Origin of the sequence: Rhizobium sp. BK538 (assembly GCF_014197575.1) — a bacterium.
Taxonomy (GTDB): Bacteria; Pseudomonadota; Alphaproteobacteria; order Rhizobiales; family Rhizobiaceae; genus Rhizobium.
Map to the genome: position 1 here is coordinate 1 of NZ_JACIFT010000035.1, position 18,541 is coordinate 18,541.

15 protein-coding genes and 1 riboswitch are annotated in these 18,541 nt (G+C 59.7%); of the genes, 6 read left to right on the top strand and 9 right to left on the bottom strand.

The features are described from left to right. Positions 1–183 precede the first annotated feature (183 nt). Genes FHX09_RS27785 through FHX09_RS27800 form a run of 4 tightly spaced genes read right to left on the bottom strand, consistent with a single transcriptional unit; the run spans position 184 to position 4,219 of the window. A complete protein-coding gene (locus FHX09_RS27785; protein WP_132594974.1) occupies positions 184–792 on the bottom strand; it encodes an ABC-type transport auxiliary lipoprotein family protein in 609 nt (202 codons plus the stop codon). 22 nt (positions 793–814) lie between these two features. Continuing rightward, entirely contained in the window at positions 815–2,185 is a 1,371-nt protein-coding gene (locus tag FHX09_RS27790) for an MlaD family protein (RefSeq protein WP_132594976.1), read from the bottom strand. A 9-nt stretch (positions 2,186–2,194) separates the two neighbouring features. Continuing rightward, positions 2,195–3,040 carry an ABC transporter ATP-binding protein gene (locus FHX09_RS27795; RefSeq protein ID WP_007792927.1) on the bottom strand — a complete coding sequence of 282 codons (846 nt, stop codon included), beginning with the start codon at positions 3,038–3,040 and terminating at the stop codon, positions 2,195–2,197. A 9-nt stretch (positions 3,041–3,049) separates the two neighbouring features. Further along, entirely contained in the window at positions 3,050–4,219 is a 1,170-nt protein-coding gene (locus tag FHX09_RS27800; RefSeq protein ID WP_183722999.1) for an MlaE family lipid ABC transporter permease subunit, read from the bottom strand. A gap of 99 nt (positions 4,220–4,318) precedes the next feature. On the opposite strand from FHX09_RS27800, the gene dgcA reads away from it, so the two are divergent. Next, a complete protein-coding gene (gene dgcA / locus FHX09_RS27805; protein WP_132594982.1) occupies positions 4,319–5,302 on the top strand; it encodes an N-acetyl-D-Glu racemase DgcA in 984 nt (327 codons plus the stop codon). On the opposite strand, the gene FHX09_RS27810 is transcribed toward dgcA, so the two are convergent. Next, positions 5,254–6,474, bottom strand: coding sequence for an MFS transporter (locus tag FHX09_RS27810; RefSeq protein ID WP_007792919.1), 1,221 nt, complete (start codon positions 6,472–6,474; stop codon positions 5,254–5,256). The two genes, dgcA and FHX09_RS27810, sit on opposite strands and share 49 nt — an antisense overlap. Positions 6,475–6,634: 160 nt before the next feature. Next, positions 6,635–7,441 carry a UDP-2,3-diacylglucosamine diphosphatase gene (locus tag FHX09_RS27815; protein ID WP_184450978.1) on the bottom strand — a complete coding sequence of 269 codons (807 nt, stop codon included), beginning with the start codon at positions 7,439–7,441 and terminating at the stop codon, positions 6,635–6,637. Between the two features lie 246 nt (positions 7,442–7,687). On the opposite strand from FHX09_RS27815, the gene FHX09_RS27820 reads away from it, so the two are divergent. Together FHX09_RS27820 and FHX09_RS27825 are read left to right on the top strand one after the other, a co-directional pair. After that, positions 7,688–10,000 carry an NADP-dependent malic enzyme gene (locus FHX09_RS27820; RefSeq protein WP_183722997.1) on the top strand — a complete coding sequence of 771 codons (2,313 nt, stop codon included), beginning with the start codon at positions 7,688–7,690 and terminating at the stop codon, positions 9,998–10,000. A 131-nt stretch (positions 10,001–10,131) separates the two neighbouring features. Then, positions 10,132–11,208 carry a DUF2865 domain-containing protein gene (locus tag FHX09_RS27825; RefSeq protein ID WP_132594986.1) on the top strand — a complete coding sequence of 359 codons (1,077 nt, stop codon included), beginning with the start codon at positions 10,132–10,134 and terminating at the stop codon, positions 11,206–11,208. A 7-nt stretch (positions 11,209–11,215) separates the two neighbouring features. Here the strand turns inward: FHX09_RS27825 and bluB are convergent, their stop codons facing one another. Both bluB and FHX09_RS27835 read right to left on the bottom strand, forming a co-directional pair. Beyond that, positions 11,216–11,905, bottom strand: coding sequence for a 5,6-dimethylbenzimidazole synthase (bluB, locus tag FHX09_RS27830; RefSeq protein WP_132594987.1), 690 nt, complete (start codon positions 11,903–11,905; stop codon positions 11,216–11,218). Between the two features lie 39 nt (positions 11,906–11,944). Beyond that, positions 11,945–12,127: riboswitch (cobalamin riboswitch) on the bottom strand. Between the two features lie 26 nt (positions 12,128–12,153). Then, complete coding sequence (locus FHX09_RS27835) at positions 12,154–12,987, bottom strand: PD40 domain-containing protein (protein WP_184450968.1); 834 nt, start codon at positions 12,985–12,987, stop codon at positions 12,154–12,156. A 216-nt stretch (positions 12,988–13,203) separates the two neighbouring features. Here FHX09_RS27835 and FHX09_RS27840 point away from each other — a divergent pair, with 216 nt between their 5' ends. From FHX09_RS27840 to FHX09_RS27850, 3 genes are all read left to right on the top strand, one after another. Next, a complete protein-coding gene (locus tag FHX09_RS27840) occupies positions 13,204–15,132 on the top strand; it encodes an LTA synthase family protein (protein ID WP_184450969.1) in 1,929 nt (642 codons plus the stop codon). Between the two features lie 81 nt (positions 15,133–15,213). After that, positions 15,214–15,738: a DUF1003 domain-containing protein gene (locus FHX09_RS27845; RefSeq protein WP_007792901.1), complete on the top strand. Its 525-nt coding sequence runs from the start codon at positions 15,214–15,216 to the stop codon at positions 15,736–15,738. Positions 15,739–15,870: 132 nt separating this feature from the next. Continuing rightward, the gene (locus FHX09_RS27850) at positions 15,871–16,875 is read left to right on the top strand and encodes a hypothetical protein (protein ID WP_246699524.1); all 1,005 of its coding nucleotides are present in this window, start codon (positions 15,871–15,873) and stop codon (positions 16,873–16,875) included. A 58-nt stretch (positions 16,876–16,933) separates the two neighbouring features. Here the strand turns inward: FHX09_RS27850 and FHX09_RS27855 are convergent, their stop codons facing one another. Further along, positions 16,934–18,307 (bottom strand): 3-deoxy-7-phosphoheptulonate synthase class II, encoded by a 1,374-nt coding sequence (locus FHX09_RS27855; RefSeq protein WP_037082744.1) that lies wholly within the window; start codon positions 18,305–18,307, stop codon positions 16,934–16,936. Between the last annotated feature and the right edge of the window lie 234 nt (positions 18,308–18,541).

Below are 18,541 nucleotides of genomic sequence, written 5' to 3' on the forward strand. Positions count from 1 at the left end.
ACCCGACTTTCCTCCGCCAGAAATCCTGCAGCCAGAAAAATCCTATCCGAAAAACAAAACCCGCCGAAAAATCGACGGGTTTGTCAGCGCTCTGATGGCCGCCAAAAGGCGGCCATTTTCGTTTCAGGGCATTGTTCATGGTGGCATCCCATTGAAGCGCCACGCCAACCCCGACATGGACAATCAGATCGACTGCAGCGTCCAGTTGACGATCTCAGCCGATACGCCTGCGAACGCGCGATCGAGGCCCTTCACAAGACCATCGTTCGATCCACCGGCAGACACCTCTTGTCTGAACACCTTCTGAGCTCTCACAGAACCGTTGCGGTCGTTCAGGATCTTGGCTGAAATCTCCACCACCGCGCGGCTGCCGCCGGTCGTGTCGATCTCGAAGGAGCGGATATCTGTCACGAGCTGATAATCGATCGCAAGCCCCTGGCCGGGGACGCCGACGCCGCCGAGCTTGCCGGAGTTCTCATAGGCCTCGACCAGCTTCGCCTGAACCATGCGCGGCAGCTTGTCGCCCCATTGCGCTTTAGAAAGGTACTGTATTTGCGACGGAGCCACCCGAATGACAATCTGCTCGCTGTCGATCGCCTTCAGCGCGGTCGGTTGCTGCACCAGGATCTGCCGGCCCTTTGCCGCCGGTCCACTGCCGGTCGCCGACGCTGAGAGATCGTAAGTGTCGTTCTTCGCAGCCGTCCCGCAGCCCGCAAGGCCTGCCAATAGCGGCAACGCGATCGCGGCTATCGATATCCACGAACGGCGCTGCAACACATCCGATACGGCCATATGCGCTCCCCTAATATCCCTGTTAACGCCGCGTCCGGCCGTCATATTGCTTTACAGTATCCCCGCCGAAGATCAGCCGCTGCGGATTGCGGTCGAAATCGCTGATCGCATTACTAAGGTTCTGTACGGTGGAGCGCGTGTCGTTGATGAGCGACTGCATGTCGCGCAGCCCACCGCTGGAAAATTTCTGCAGATTGTCGGCAATCGGGCCAATCCGCGAGTTGAGGTTGTCGGCAACCTTCTTGAACGAGGTAAGCGTGTCACGCGCCTGCGCAAAAAGCGACTGCGTATTATCTGTCCCGAGCAGTGCATCCAGCTTGATCAGAATACCGTCGACGCGGGTGGACGCCGAGTTCAGCTTGTTCGCCATCTGCGAAACGTCCTGGATCGTCTGATCAATGTCCTTTTGCCGAGCCGAAACGGTGTTCGCGACATCCTTGATCGATGCGACGGCAGCGCGTGCATCTTTCGTCGCCTGCGAGATGTCGTCGACGGATCCCTTGACCTTCGCCGGGTCGATTTGTGCTACCAGTGTGTCCACCCGATCGAGCGTCGCCTGCGCCTTCTTGCCGAGGTCATTGTAGGTCGTCGCTGTTTCCTCGAACCTCTGGATCGCCCCCTTGAAGTCGCCCGACGCATCGGCGACGTCGCGGCTGACCTTCTCGGCATTGCTGAGAATGGTATCGATCTTCTTCGCATCGACGGCCTTCACGAGGGCTTCGACCGCCTCCAGCGTCGAGTCGACACGACCCGAGACCTTGCGAACCGTATCGGACAGTTGCCCGACACTTTGTAGGAATGAATCAATGTTGCCGGAGTTCTTTGCTAACGCGTCGGAGAACGTCTCGGCGTTCTGCAATGTCTTCGTCAGCGGCCCACGCGCGTCCTTCACAAACCCCTGAACCTGCCCGATGGCATCGTTGGCGCGGTCGAGAATCTTGTCCGCCGTCGCCAGAAGGTTCGTGACACTCGATTGATCCGCGACGATCACCGCTCGCTTGCCGGTGTCGAGCGACTGCTGAAGAATATTCTTTTCGCCGATCTTGCCGCCCGACAGTTCGATATAGGCCGCACCCGTCAAGCCCTGGATTTCAAGGATCGCTTTCGTCGACGGATAGATCGGTGCATCGACCCGCACCTCCGTGAACGCCAGCGAGAAGCTCGGATCGTCAGCATCAATCGACAGCGATTTGACCGAACCCACCTGAATACCGTTAAACCGCACAGGCGAGCCGACGCTCAAGCCGTTCGCGGAGCCCGGAATGCGGACGATCAGCTCAGCCATGGGCCCGCCACGCCCATATTCGGCCATCCAGTAGACGAAGCCGAACGCTGCCGCGATAACGAGCACCGTGAAAAAGCCGACAATCGTGTAGTTCGCTTTTGTTTCCATCGTATCCGCTCACTTCCCGCGGCTATCTTGCGCCAGGCTGTCGTCGCCGGCATGGCCGTTCTGGGGCACGATCGAACGCGCCCGCTTGCCCTTGAAATAAGCCTGAACCCACGGATCATCGAAGGTCAGCATGTCGTCGATCGTTCCCTCGACCAATACCCGCTTCTTGCCAAGCACGGCAATGCGGTCGCAGACGGAGAAGAGGCTGTCGAGGTCGTGGGTAACCATGTAGACGGTCAGACCGAGCGTGTCCCTAAGCCTCGCGATGAGCTCATCGAACTCCGCTGCCCCGATCGGATCGAGGCCCGAGGTCGGCTCGTCGAGGAACACCAGTTCCGGGTCGAGCGCCAGGGCGCGCGCCAGCGCCGCGCGCTTGATCATGCCGCCCGAAAGCTCCGACGGGTATTTGTCGGCGGCATCCGCCGCGAGCCCGACCAGCCGGATCTTGAGTTGAGCCAGTTCGTCCATCAGTGATTGGGGCAGGTCCAGATACTCACGCATCGGCACCTGGATATTCTCCTTCACGGTGAGCGAGGAGAATAGCGCGCCTTGCTGGAAGAGCACACCGAGCCGCATGTCGAGCGCATTGCGCTGCGGCTCGTCCAGTTCATCGAAGTCCTGACCGAGGATCTTGATGTTACCCGAGCGGCGCGGCAGCAACCGAAGCACTGTCCGCATCAGGACCGACTTGCCGGTTCCCGACGCGCCGACAAAACCGAGGATTTCGCCGCGATAGATATCGAGGTTCAGATTATCGAGAACGACCTTCGAGCCGAAACCTACGGTCACGCCGCGCGCAGACAGCACGACATCCCGTCCTTGATCGTTTCTGGTCTCTGTCTGCTGTCCGTCCACGTACGATCCTTAGAAATTGATGGCCGCATAGAACATGGCAAAAAGCCCGTCCATGAGGATAACGACGAAAATCGCCTTCACCACCGACGCGGTCACGTGCTGGCCAAGCGACTCAGCACTGCCGCCTACCTTTAAGCCTTCAACCGCCGCAACGATACCAATAACCAGCGCCATGAATGGCGCCTTGATCATCCCGGACAAGACCGTCGATAGCGTGATCGCTTCATGCAGGCGTGCGATGAAATTCGCGAAGGTGATGCCGGAGTAGGCCCAAGCGACCACGGCTGCGCCGGCGAGCGAAGCAAAGTTCGCAAGCACGGTCAGCAGCGGCAATGCGACGGTCAGGGCAACCAGGCGCGGGAAGATGAGCACCCCAACAGGATTGAGCCCCATCACCTTTAGCGCATCGACCTCCTCGCGCATCTTCATCGAGCCGATCTCGGCGGTGATGGCGCTGCCGGACCGGCCGGCGATCATAATTGCCGTCAGAAGCACGCCGATTTCGCGAAGCTGCAGGATGCCGACGAGGTCGACGACGAAGACTTCGGCGCCGAAATAGCGGAGCTGAAAGGCGCCCTGTTGCGCAATGATCGCGCCGATCAGGAACGACATCAGCAATATGATCGGTACCGCGCGTACGCCCATATGGTCGATCTGGTTGACGATCGACGCCGGCGAGACGCCGCTGCCGCGCCCGAATTTCATCTGCGCGCCGCGCACAGCGGACCCTAGGATATACATGGCGGCGGCGAGATTGTTCCAGATATCGAAGGTGATCTTGCCGATCGGGGCGAAGATCTTTTCCTGCCAGCTTGCCTTTTGCTGAGGTTCCTGCTCCGCCTCCGGGGGCTCCTCGGAAAACTCGGCAATCATTTCGTCGATATGCGCGTTGCTGCCTTCGAAGTGCACGGTGCCGCCGGCACCCTCTACCTGCTTCTTCAGGCGGCAGAGCAACCAGACACCTGCCGTGTCGATATCCGTCACGCCTGACAGGTCGAGGGTCACCTCGCCTCTTCGACCGGCAGTGAGCTTCTCGAAGTCGCGCAGAACGAGGTGCAGATTAGCGCTTCGCCAATTTCCCTCGAGCTGAACGTGCTGGCCCGAACCATGGGCGTGATCGTCCACATGCAGAGAGGCAGCGCTACGGGTTTCCGACTTCAAAACGCTTGTGTCTTTCAAGGCTTACGGCGACATTGCCGACTCGCGAACTAACGGTTCGCCGCTTCGGATCAATATACCCAAGCCACACCAAATTTCCATGCGCGCAGGATTGCAAATATGCCACGGTCACTTGAAATTCAGACGGAATCCTTTCCCATATCAGGCACATTTACGATCTCGCGCGGCGCCAAGACATCGGCGGAGGTGATCCTCTGCACCATACGCGACGGCGGCGCGGTCGGTCGGGGCGAGTGCGTTCCCTATCGCCGCTATGGAGAGACGCTGGAAAGTGTCGCCGCTCAGATCGAAGCTGTAAGGCCACTAATCGAAGGTGGCTTGACTCGCCCGGAACTGCAGCGCGCAATGCCCCCGGGAGCCGCACGCAACGCAGTCGATTGCGCCCTTTGGGATCTGGAAGCCAAGCGCTCCGGCAACTCGGTCATCGCTGAACTGCGTCTCGCAGCGCCACAGCCGTTGACGACAGCCTTCACGATATCGCTCGGCGAACCCGATGTCATGGCCGACCAGGCGCGTGCAAACGCCGATCGCGCCTTGCTGAAGGTCAAGGTGGGCACCGGCGACGATGAGAGTCGTATCCGCGCCGTTCGTCTTGCCGCACCCGATGTGGCCATCATCCTCGATGCCAACGAGGGCTGGCCGGAAGACACGCTGGAGCATCATCTGCGCGTCGCAGCCGAAGCTGGCATCGCCCTCGTCGAACAGCCGTTGCCGGCTGGCAAGGATGAGCTCCTCGCCGAAATCCGCCGCCCGCTGCTCGTTTGCGCCGACGAAAGTGTCCACCACACAGGCGACCTCGCAAGCCTTCGCGATCGCTATGACGCGATCAACATCAAGCTCGACAAGACAGGCGGACTCACCGAGGCGTTGGCAATGAAGAAAGAGGCGCAGCGCCTTGATTTCGAAATCATGGTCGGCTGCATGGTCGGCACATCGCTGGCGATGGCGCCGGCTGTACTGCTGGCGCAGGGCGTCGATTTCGTCGATCTCGACGGACCGCTGCTGCTTGCGCGCGACCGTGAACCCGGTCTGCGCTACGCCGCCTCTCTTGTCTGGCCGCCGGATGCCGCGCTTTGGGGCTGAAGATAGTAGGCGACGATGACAAGGCCTAGCCCGGTCAGCGCCACCAGCGCCATCACATAATAGCTTGCGAGCCCAAGCAAGGCGTAGACGTAGCCGGAAGCAATCGTCATCAGCCCCATGAACATGCCGTTGTAGAAGAAATAGGCGCCCTGCGCCGACGACTCCTGGGTCTCTTGCACGGAGGCCACGATCCGCCGTTGGACGCCCGTGTGCACGAACGCATAGGTGCAGGAATGCATGCACTGGAGCAGAAAGAAACCCCAAAATCCCCAATGCATCGGAAACAGGATCCAGCGACAGACGCTGACCGCCGCCCCAAATCGAATGAGCGTCCAGGCGCTGAATCGGCGGCTGAGCCGCCGGGACAGAAAGAACACGGTCACCTCCGCAGCGACGCCGGCGCTCCACAGGACCGCGATCTGTGTCCCGGAGAAGCCGAGATCGCGCCAGTAGAGCGACGCGAAGGCCTGCAGGACCGCGTGGCTCGACTGCTGGATCGCGACGCCGATCAACAAGGCCAGCAAATGCGGCTGTCGCAGCGAACTTCCTGTCGCAGCCGAGATATCGACGGGTGTGCCACGCCGGCGCGTCGGGCCTATCCGCGGGCAATAGATCGCCATCACCACGGTCATGACGAAGCCGAACGTCATCACAGGGAGCACCATCTCGCCACCCCAATAGCCGATCAGCTCCCCGCCGATCAGGGTGGAAACGATAAACGCGATCGAGCCCCAGACCCTCATCGAGCCATAATCCAGACCCCAGCGCCGGACGCCCGAAATCACGATCGATTCGACGACCGGGACGTAGCAGGCAAAGGTCGCTCCCTGGATCGTATAGACGATCAGCACCGGCCAGAATGTGTTCGTCCAGTAGAGCGCGATCGCCGTCAGCAGCGATAGGCAACCTGAAAACAACAGCACATCCGCCCGCTCATTCATCCGGTCGGCATACATCGCGACGATCGGAGCGACGAGGACACGCACGACCATCGGCACGGCTAGGATGACGCCGATCTCATGGTCGTTGAACGCGTGCAGCGCAAGCCACATCGGGAAGAACGGCAAGGCCACACCATTGACGAGCAAAGGCGCACAGTAGGACAAAGCACTGAGAAGCCGGAAGCGCGGTGGCGCCCCCTCACTTGCTGGAGGATTTTGAGCGGGAATCATGGGGTGACCTGCAGGAAACTGAACGTTGCCTATCACGTCAACCTAAGGGCGACTATGGCAAGAAATTGCCCATCTGAAACGTTTTAGAAAATAAATAGGCCTGTCGCAAAGACACAACGGGCTAAATTGATGCATGGAATTGGGGATCGAAAGGCCGCGTTCAGGCGGCCTGCTGCGCGACTTCCTTTTCGTGATGGCCGATCGCCATCGGGATCGGCTGCATGCCGCTCGTTGCACGCCACTCGATCAATTCAAACGTGCCGTCCTGATGCTCGGCAATCGCCGTGCAGCTTTCGACCCAGTCGCCGGTATTAATGTAACGGATGCCGTCCATGTCCTCCATCACCGCGTGGTGGATATGGCCACAGATCACGCCGTCGGCACCGTGCTTGCGAGCTTCTTCGGCGACGACCCGCTGGAACTCGCCGATGAAGTTGACTGCGTGTTTGACCTGCAGCTTGGCCCATGCGGAAAACGACCAATAGGGCATGCCCATCCGGCGGCGGATGGCTGCCAGGCCGACATTGATCATGATCGCCATGTCGTAGGCCCAGTCGCCGAGATAAGCGAGCAGGCGCGCGTTGCGCACGACGACGTCGAACTCGTCGCCATGCAACACGAGGTATTTCTTGCCGTCGGCCGCCTCATGCATCATCCGCTCAGCAACCTCGATGCCGCCGAAATGGGTGCCCGGAAAGTCGCGAAGGAATTCGTCGTGATTGCCCGGGATATAGATGACCCGCGTGCCCTTGCGCGCCTTGCGCAGTAGCTTCTGGACCACATCGTTGCAATCCTGCGGCCAGTACCAGCAACGCTTCAACCGCCAGCCGTCGACGATATCGCCGACAAGAAAGATGGTATCCGCCTCGTGATGCTTGAGAAAATCCAGCAGGAAGTCCACCTTCGCGGCCTTGGAGCCGAGATGCACATCGGAAATGAAAAGCGTACGGAAGTGCCGCGTATCCATATTGTCCCTCACAAGCATCCTGCTCATGTCCCATTGTTCACCTGCCCTTCCAAAACCAGAGTCGTGTTTCAGGAAGATGACATGCCGGCGCTACGGCTGATTTTCCCGGTTTCCATCGAGCCTCGCCGCGGCCGCGGCAGATTTGCGCTGTTTTCGCATTTCGAACGGAAATTCCGACTGTTCCGCCACCCCGTTTGATGTATTGAAGGCAGTTCAAAGACAGCATGCGGCAGCCCGGAGGCGATGATGGATCATCAGGAAAAGTCCAAGACGGAAAAAAATCTGGCAGGTGGAAGTCTCGACGAGCAGGCGCTCTACTTCCATCGCTATCCGCGTCCGGGCAAGCTCGAAATCCAGGCGATCAAGCCGCTCGGCAACCAGCGCGACCTGGCACTCGCCTATTCTCCGGGCGTTGCAGCGCCCTGCCTGGCGATCCGCGACAATCCCGAGACGGCCGCCGACTATACGTCTCGCGCAAATCTCGTAGCGGTCATTTCCAACGGTACGGCCGTTCTCGGCCTCGGCAATATCGGCCCGTTGGCATCGAAGCCGGTCATGGAGGGCAAGGCCGTCCTCTTCAAGAAGTTCGCCAACATCGACGTCTTCGACATCGAGGTCGATGCATCGAGCGTCGAGCAGATGGTGTCGACCGTCGCCTCGCTCGAGCCGACCTTCGGCGGCATCAATCTCGAGGACATCAAGGCACCGGAATGTTTCGAGATCGAGCGTCAGCTGCGCGAAACCATGAAGATCCCGGTCTTCCACGATGACCAGCATGGCACCGCCATCATCGTTGCCGCCGCCATCCTCAATGGTCTGGAACTGGCGAACAAGAAGATCGACGAGGTCAAGATCGTCGCCTCGGGTGCCGGTGCTGCCGCCCTTGCCTGCCTCAATCTCCTCGTCACGCTCGGCGCCAAGCGGGAAAACATCTGGGTCCATGACATCGAGGGCCTCGTCTACGAAGGCCGCACCGAATTGATGGACGAATGGAAGAGCGTCTACACGCAGAAGAGCGACACACGCACACTCGCCGAAAACATCGGCGGTGCCGACGTCTTCCTTGGACTTTCCGCCGCCGGCGTGCTGAAGTCGGAACTGCTGGCGCAGATGGCCGAAAACCCGCTGATCATGGCGCTCGCCAACCCGACGCCCGAGATCATGCCCGATCTCGCTCGCGCCGCGCGCCCCGATGCCATGATCTGCACCGGCCGTTCCGACTTCCCGAACCAGGTGAACAACGTTCTCTGCTTCCCCTATATTTTCCGCGGCGCGCTCGATTGCGGCGCAGTGACGATCAACGAAGAAATGAAAATGGCGGCCGTGCGCGCCATCGCAGCACTTGCGCGCGAGGAACCTTCCGACGTCGCCGCACGCGCCTACTCGGGTGAAACGCCGGTCTTCGGCCCGAACTACCTGATTCCCTCGCCTTTCGACCCGCGCCTGATCCTGCGCATCGCCCCGGCCGTCGCGAAGGCAGCCGCCGAGAGCGGTGTCGCCCTGCGCCCGATCAGCGACTTCGACGCCTACCTCGACCAGCTCAACCGTTTCGTCTTCCGCTCCGGTTTCATCATGAAGCCGATCTTTGCCGCGGCGAAGAATGCCGAGCGCAAGCGCGTGATCTTCTCCGAAGGCGAGGACGAGCGGGTGTTGCGCGCCGCACAGGTCCTGCTGGAAGAAGGAATTGCCAAACCGATCCTGATCGGTCGCCCGCAAGTCATCGAGACTCGCCTAAAGCGCTACGGCCTACGCATTCGTCCACTGGCCGATTTCGATGTCATCAACCCGGAAGACGATCCACGCTTCCGCGAATATGTCGATCTCTACTTCTCGCTCGTTGGACGTCGCGGCGTCATTCCGGAGGCAGCCCGTACCATCGTTCGTACCAACACGACTGTCATCGGCGCCCTGGCCCTGAAGCGGGGTGAGGCAGATGCGCTCATCTGTGGGCTGGAGGGCCGCTACGAGAAACATCTGCGCGACGTTCGCCAGATCATCGGCAAGCGACACGACGTGTGCGACTTCTCGGCGCTCAGCCTGCTGATCTCGCAGCGCGGTGCCGCCTTCTTCACCGACACCTACGTCACCTTTAATCCGACTGCGGAGGAGATTGCGGAGTCCGCTGTTCTTGCCGCCGAGGAAATCAAGCGCTTCGGCATCACGCCGCGAGCTGCCCTCGTATCCCATTCGAATTTCGGTTCGCGTGAGTCCGAGAGCGCGACGAAGATGCGTGCCGCTCTCAAGCTCGTGCGTGAGGCGGCGCCGGATCTCGAAGTCGACGGCGAAATGCACGGCGAAAGCGCGATCTCCGACGCCCTGCGCAAGCGCGTCATGCCCGACACGACCCTGCACGACGAAGCAAACCTGCTGGTTTTCCCGAACCTCGATGCAGCCAACATCACGCTCGGCGTCGTAAAGTCGATGATCGACGGGTTGCACGTCGGGCCGATCTTGCTTGGTGCAGCGCTGCCCGCGCACATCCTGGCGCCGTCCGTCACTTCCCGCGGCGTAGTCAACATGGCCGCCCTCGCCGTCGTGGAGGCTTCACAACCGGCGTGATTTGCCGCAGATCGAGAAAATGCGGTAGGATTCTGACCGCAGCTCGTTAAGACAAACGAGCTAGCAATGAAGGCGCGGCGAAAAAGCCGCGCCAGACGACCCTGCTATTTGCTCATCGATGGGACGATGCCTTGAACCGCTGGATTCTGTCACTCATAGCCGCATTTACTTTGACCGGCCCGAGCTACGCCCAGATGCCGGCAATCTGTGGCGATCTGCGCGCCCGCCTTGCCGACCTGCCGCAGATCATCGGCAGCACGTCCGAGGTGCGCAAGTACGCCAGCGCTATCGCAGAGCAGAACCTTGAGCTTCGCAAGGTCCGCAGCGATCTGCGCCAGAGCGGCTGCACGAGCGGCAGCATGGTGGTGATCGGCGACGATGACGGATACTGCGGGGAACTCGAGCGCGCAGAATCCAAGATGGTCGACAATATCCGCTATCTCCAGCAGCGTCGCGACGAACTGCGCGGTCAGAGCGAGGATGTCCGCACGAGGAACGAACTTCTTGCCGCACTCGATGACAATGGCTGCAACGAGGAACAATGGCCCGCCGACAGCGCCGAAGGGTATGCGCAGCCACCGAGTATCGAAGATCAGGCGCTGCGAAGCGACACGTTCATTCCGTTGGGTCGTGATCCCAGCCGGCGCCGCTATGGTCTCCCGGGCATGTCGCCGCTCTCTCATCTGAACACCGTCTGCGTGCGAAGCTGTGACGGCGGCTTTTTTCCGTTGAGCTCGAACGCAACATCCCAGGACTTTGCCCGCGATGCCGACACCTGCTCGAAGATGTGTCCCGGCATCGACACCGAGCTCTTCTATCATGACGTCTCCAGCACGGAGACATCGCAGATGATCTCCGCGGCGACAGGCGCGCCCTACAGCGCCATGCCGAATGCCTTCGCCTACAAGAACCGCAAGCCCGGCGAAAGATCGTCCTGCAGCTGCGATCTAAACGCCTACTACGAGCGGATGCGAAAAAGCCAAACGATCAGCGAACCGCCGCAGGGGTCGATCACCACGATCGAAACCAAGAAGCCCGAGACCAAGAGCCCGACCGCAGCACCCGCGGTTCCGCTGCCACAGGTGCCGGACAGGCCTTACGACCCGGCAAACAAGGTCCGTCAGATCGGTCCGCAGTTCCTGGCGGGCGACCAAGGCACGATCGACCTCAAGAACCCGGCAAAGCCAGGTCCCCAGCCGCAGCAATAGTCGCTGCCTAGTCTGCAGACTTGCCCCAACGATCCATAAACACAAGCTCCTCCAGCGGCAGGCGCTGGCGCCATCCTTTGACCGCCAGTTCCGGTTGGTCATAGAGCTGATCGACGTAACCTAGGCACAGCCAGGCAACGATCTCCACCCGCTCCGGAACGCCGAGAATCCCCTTGATATCGGACTCGTGAAAGATGCTCACCCAGCCGACCCCGACGCCTTCGGCACGCGCTGCCAGCCACAAATTCTGCACGGCGCAGACTGTGGAGTAGGAGTCCATTCGCCGGTTGTGGGTCCGTCCGAGAACGACATCACCGCAGCGATCGGGATCACAGGTGACGCAAATGCTGAGCGGTGCGGCTCGGATGCCCTCCAGCTTCAGCGACCGGTAGAGCTGCTGTCGCTCCCCCTGAAACATCTCGCCGGCCTCGCGATTAGCGCGATCGAACGCCTGCCAAACAGCCTCCTTCATCTGCTGATCGCGCACCAGGACGAAGTTCCAGGGCTGCATGAATCCAACAGACGGGGCGTGGTGCGCAGCCGTCAAAAGCCTGCTGACGACGTCGTCGGGTATGGGATCCGGGCGAAACTCCGAACGCACGTCACGGCGCGTCGAAATCGCCCTGTAGACGGCGTCGCGGTCCTCGGTCGAAAAGGCTGCAGCTCCCGACAGGGAGCCTGAATGGTCTGGTCGCATCGTCAATCCCCAACAACACAACCGCCCGCCGTCCACGCGGGTCAGTCTATGATGTCGGGCCGGTCTTCTGACTTGGCGTCATCCGACTGCCGCGCCTTCCCGGTACTGGACCAGTGGCGTGTTGCGGCAGTCGTCAGCCTTACAGCGTTGGGCACGTTTCGGTCTCACACCGAATTCCCGATTCTCCCGCCTAAGACGGGCACCCGACGGAAGGGTCTATGCCGGCAAAAATCACGCGATGCAATCCCTCACACAGAGACTGGGTAGTAACGCACATAGGCGAACTCATCGCCCGACGGCGACCAGTTCGGCACGTTGATCGTTCCCTGCCCGCCGAAGAGATCGAAGAGTGTTGTCAGCTTGCCCCCATCCATGTCCATCAGCCGCAGCCGTACATTGAGATCGCGCGGGTGGTCGAAGACGTCGGGATCGTAGGAAAGGATCAGGACCTTATCGTTGTTTGGCGACGGATGAGCAAACCAATTCCCACAATTGTCGCTGGTGATCTGCTCGAGGCCGGTCCCATCCGGGTGAATGCGCCAGATCTGCATGAGGCCGGTGCGGCTGGAATTGAAGTAGATCCACTGGCCGTCGGCTGAATAATCCGGCCCGTCATTGCGCACCTCGCCGTGCGTCAACCGCTTTTCTTCGCCGCCGTCCACGGAGATCGTGTAGATATCGAATACGTCGTTGCGGATGCCGCAATAGGCCAGTTGTTTCCCGTCGGGCGACCAGCCATGCCAGTAGGACGGCTGATTTTGCGTCACCAGACGCGGCGTGCCGCCTTCGGCGGGTAGCACATAAATCGTCGACTTACCGAACTCAGTCTTATCGGAAATGACGATCTGACGGCCATCAGGCGAAATGCCATGATCATTGTTACAGGCCGTGGCAAAGCCGGTATCGACCTTTTCGACCTTGCCCGAACCGTCAAGCGCCAGACGGTACAGAAGACCGTCACCGTTCAGCAGAAGATAGCTACCGTCGGGTGAAAAGTTCGGCGCCTCCACGAGTTGCGTGGTTTGCCAGACGACGCGCGCCTCGCCTGTCCTGATGTTGTAGATCTCGACGGAACTGCGCAATCTGAATCCTCCTGACATCGACTCCGTCAGACCTACGACGGCCCGCCACTCAGCACAAGCAAATGCACCAGGCCAGCTTGCACCACAGGACGTGTCTCTTGGGCGACCGGCGCCTTATCCACTAATCACAAATGCGGGAAACCTAACGGTTCATCTAGCGTTCATGACGAGGATGTGACAGTTCGGTGAAGCTTTTATGACGTTGGAGTTTTCCGGTTGATCGCGTTGGTAATGAGGTCTGCAGTGGCAGCGCGCTTTGCGTCGCTTTCCACCGATTTCGGAGGAAGCGTCCGGTCGCCTGCTATACGCACAGCGCTCGGCGTCGCTCTTTGCGCCCTGCTTGCTCTCTTTGCTACGGCCGCCGTCGAGATAATTGCCCGCGATGGGCTGGCCGACGTGCGCGAATTCCTGATATCGCCGGCGCGTCCCGGAATGACGACCGTTGTAATGTTGACTGTCCTGATGCTGTCGCTCGATGCCGCCTTGGGAAGACAATTCATTTCGGCATTGATCGTTCTCCCGCTGGTCTTCGTTCCCGCCATTGTCTCCAACCAGAAGCAGCATTACCTCACGGACCCCCTTTATCCATCCGACGTTCTTTTCGGGCGCCAGATCATGGAACTGCTTCCTGTCATGGTGCGCGACCGCCCCTGGACTGCCGTTGCGATGGTTGTCGGCATTGCCCTTTCCGCTGGCGCGCTTGTCATCCTCTGGCGCTTCGCCTGGCGCAACTTCCCGAAACTCTCAAGGACCTCTCGCCTCCGCCACCTGTGCGTCGGCCTGCCCGTTATCGCGACTTTCGGGTCATTGATGGACTATTCACAGTATTCCTTCATCCGTGACCGCCTTCAGGTGGTCCCGATGATGTGGGACCAGAAGGAAAACTACCGGAGCAACGGCTTCATCCTCGCCTTCATCTTCAATATTCCGATGGCCGACGTTGCAGCACCGGCCGGCTTCGGTACGCAGGCGCTTGATGCTATCCCCGGCCGCAACTACGGCTATCTCAGCGGCCCACGAGAAAAGCCCGACGTGATCATGCTGATGAGTGAATCGTTCTGGGATCCGACCCGACTGAAGACGCTGAGCCTGTCGCCCGATCCCATGCCGACTATTCGCGCCGAGCAGTCTGGCCATGTATTCTCACCGGAGTTCGGCGGCATGACCGCCAACGTCGAATTCGAGGCGTTGACAGGCTTTTCCAATGCCTTCCTCCCATATGGCAGCATCCCCTATCAGCAATACATCCGTCGCGATGTTCCCTCGCTCGCCACGTTCTTCCGCGGCGAAGGCTATGCCGCCCGCTCACTTCATCCATTCAGCGGCTGGTTCTGGAACCGCAACGAAGTCTACAAGGACTTCGGTTTCGAGCAGTTCCGCTCTGAAGAAACCATGCCTCCGATGGAAAAGAGGGGCATCTTCGCTTCGGACGAGTCCCTTATGAAGGAGATCATGCGCGAGGCCGACGGTATTGATCGTCCGTTCTTCTTCTTTGGTGTCACCCTGCAGGGACATGGTCCCTACGAGCCGAACCGTTACGTACACAACACCGTCGACATCAAGGGCAACCTGAACGATGCGGACCGGGCCACGCTGGCCACCTACACGCAGGGGATCAAGGAAGCCGACGACAGCCTCAAGATGCTGATGAATTGGGCCGAGAAGCGCGATCGCGAGACGATCATCGTCCTCTGGGGCGATCACCTTCCGCCGCTCGGCAACGTCTATATGGCGACCGGCTACATGCCGGACCAGGTTGCCACGCGTAAGGCATCGGTCAGCGTCATGAAGCAGGAACACGAGACGCCGCTCGTCATCTGGTCCAACAAGAAAGGCAGCAAGAAGGACGTCGGCACGATCAGCCCATCGCTGCTGCCCTACCATCTCTTGAAGTTCGCAGGCTTCGAGCATCCCTACTACACCGGCTTTCTCGGCCGCGTGCGGAAGAAGTACAGTGTCATCGATCGTTACCAACTGATTGCGCGTGACAACACGCCGTCGCCCGATTGGGTCCTGAAGCCGAAGAACCTCGATCCTCTCGTACGGGACTATCGATATCTCCAGCACGACATCATGTTTGGCAAGGCTCAGACGCTCGGCCGCTTCTTCCCACAGCATGCCCGGCTGTATGCGCAAGGCACGTAAGAGAGCGGCACAAGCCCGCATTGCAATTTGAAAACATTACGGAATACTGGCGCCCGAGCGATCTAGCATTCGGAGTTAGCCATGCATAATCTATCGGACTTCATCCACCATCACTTCGACAAACCTGTTGACGAACTCGGTGAGATCGAGAAGCGCGTTCTCGCAAAAGCCCATGAGCGTAAGATAATCTCGACCGACATCAATGCGGCCTTGCAGGCGGAATCATCCACCGGACAGCGCCTTGCGGATTCGATTGCCCGCGTCGGCGGCTCATGGTCGTTCATTGTCGCCTTCTTCTTGTTCCTGGTCTTCTGGTGCGTCGTAAATACGGTCGTACTACTCACACGCGCCTTCGATCCCTATCCCTTTATCTTCCTCAATCTCGTGCTCTCGATGCTTGCCGCAATCCAGGCTCCCATCATCATGATGTCGCAGAACCGGCAAGCAGAGCGCGATCGCTTCGAGGCGGCGAAAGACTACGAAGTCAATCTCAAAGCTGAACTGGAAGTTCTTTCTCTACATCAGAAGATAGATATGCGTGTGCTCACCGAAATTGCAGCACTGCGCGAAGACATCGAGCGACTGAATCAGCGCCTGCCCAGTTGATGGAACGATCGGGGATCGCTTGAATTTAACTATACCGACCGATTAACGATCCGCTAACCAAGTCTCGCATTGAAACACCGTCACAAATGTAAGAGGAGCAATTGGAACCAATCCGACCGACCGTACGAGACGATGCTCACTGGCCGACCGCATACACGCGAGGAAATTCTTGATCACCCCCTGTTTCTGTCGATCGAACGCCAGATAGCGCTCCATCTTATCGGCATTTACAAGCGCGCTCCTCGTCTTGCCCGCCTCGCCGCTTCGCATCAAAAGTGGCTGCTGACACAAACGCTGTTCGCCATGCATACCGGACGCGATCGAGGCAATCCCGTTTCAGGGCTCACGGCCGGTCGCATGATGCAGGTCGCCAAGGAGTTTGACCTCGCCAGCAAAAATACCGCGGCCTCGTTTCTTGCCGAACTCATCGCCTACAAATTTCTACGGGATGCTCCTGATGAAACGCCCGATCGGCGCCTCCGTCGCCTCGAAACGACCGAACTCAGCGAGGAGGCCATGGCGTCCTGGTTCCAGGGGCATATGGCCTGCCTCGATCAACTCGATGGCGGCAATCGTGCAAAGCTGACTGCAGACAGCCCCCGGCTCTTTCATCTCGCGCAGCCGCGTGCTGCGCGTGCTCTCATCCAGGAACCGATCTGGAAGGAGCCACGGAGCAGTATCGGCCACTTTCTCTGGTCCGATGTCGGCGGCCTCGTGCTGCACGATCTAATCAGTCGCCTCCCCAACGACGCGCGGGAACACGACCGCATTCTGCTCAAAGGCGTGAGCATCAGCGAAATCGCCAATGAATTCGGCATCTCCCTCACCAATCTGAAGCGGATGTTCAAGAAAGCCGAAACCGATAACCTGCTTGGCTGGGAAAGTCCCCGCAACCGCGGCGCATTGTGGCTCTCGCGCATATTCATCGAAGACTATTTCTACTGGCAGTTCCGCGAAATTCGCCGAATTGGACAGCGCCATCCACTGGGCGGCCGGCCAAATCCGCTAGCACACACCACCAATCGTCGCATAGCTGCCCATGCCAGATGGCAGCGGAGACGCTCGGCATCAAGATCGGCGAGGCCGACGTGCGTGCCACCTGACGCCTGCTGCCAACAATCCGTCCTTGCCCAATAAAAAAGCCCGGCATCAGCCGGACGGCATCAACCGGGCTTTTTTTGTCCATCTTGTTTTATTAGCCGTTGACGGCCATCCGCTTTTCGTCGCGGCCACCCTTCATGCGCTCGGCCAGCAGGAAGGCAAGCTCCAGCGCCTGATCGGCATTGAGACGCGGGTCGCAATGCGTGTGGTAGCGATCGTGCAGATCTTCAGCCGTCACCGCGCGGGCGCCGCCTGTGCATTCGGTCACATCCTTGCCGGTCATCTCGATGTGGATACCGCCCGGATGCGAGCCCTCGGCGCGATGAATCTGGAAGAAGCTCTCGACTTCCGACAGGATCCTCTCGAACGGGCGGGTCTTGTAGTTGTTCAACGTGATCGTATTGCCGTGCATCGGATCGCAGGACCACACGACCTTGCGACCTTCCCGCTCGACTGCGCGGATAAGACGCGGTAGATGCTCGGCAACCTTATCGTGGCCGAAGCGGCAAATCAGCGTCAACCGGCCCGCTTCATTTTGCGGATTGAGGATGTCGATCAGGTTCAACAGATCGTCGGCCTGCAGCGACGGACCGCACTTGAGGCCGATCGGGTTTTTGATGCCGCGGCAGTATTCGACATGCGCGTGGTCGGCCTGACGCGTACGGTCGCCGATCCAGATCATGTGGCCTGACGTCGCGTACCAGTCGCCGGATGTAGAGTCGACGCGGGTCAATGCTTCCTCGTAGCCAAGCAGCAGCGCTTCGTGGCTGGTGAAGAAATCCGTCTCGCGCAGACTAGGATTGTTTTCCGAGGTGATGCCGATGGCCTTCATGAAGTCCATCGTTTCGCTGATGCGACCGGCAAGCTTGCGGTAGCGCTCGCCCTGTGGGCTATCCTTGACGAAGCCAAGCATCCACTGATGCACATTCTCCAGGTTGGCATAGCCACCCATCGCGAAGGCGCGCAGCAGGTTCAGCGTGGCAGCCGACTGGCGATATGCCATGGCCTGACGCTCCGGGTTCGGGATGCGTGCTTCCTCAGTGAACTCGATGCCGTTGATGATGTCGCCGCGGTAGCTCGGCAGCGATACGCCGTCCTGCGTCTCAATGCCGGAAGAGCGCGGCTTGGCAAACTGGCCGGCGATGCGGCCAACCTTGACGACCGGCAGTTGCGCACCGAACGTCAGCACGACGGCCATCTGCAGGAAGGCACGGAAGAAGTCGCGGATATTGTCTGCACCATGCTCGGCGAAACTCTCGGCACAGTCCCCGCCTTGCAAGAGGAAACCGTTGCCTTCAGCAACGTTGGCGAGATGCTTCTTCAACCGGCGCGCTTCACCTGCAAAGACGAGCGGGGGATAGGATGCGAGCTGGGCTTCCGTTGCTGCCAACGCCGTCTGGTCCGGATAGTCCGGAACCTGCTGGATCGGTTTTTGCCGCCAACTGCTCGGAGTCCAATTCTGTGCCATCTCACTCACCTGTTTCCGCATCCGGTCCGTCCGGATGTTCCGTCCTAAAAATGTTGCGCGGCTTATAAACCTTTAGCGCCATCTTGCATAGCGGCGTTCCGCTCTTTGGCGTTACTGATTCAATCGACCAACAACAGGCGATATAAAGGAATTCCGCGGCGCGTTTTCAAACAATAGGCGCGCAATTTAACGGTCGAGAAACCAAGACAGTTTGTATCTAATTTAGGCTTATAC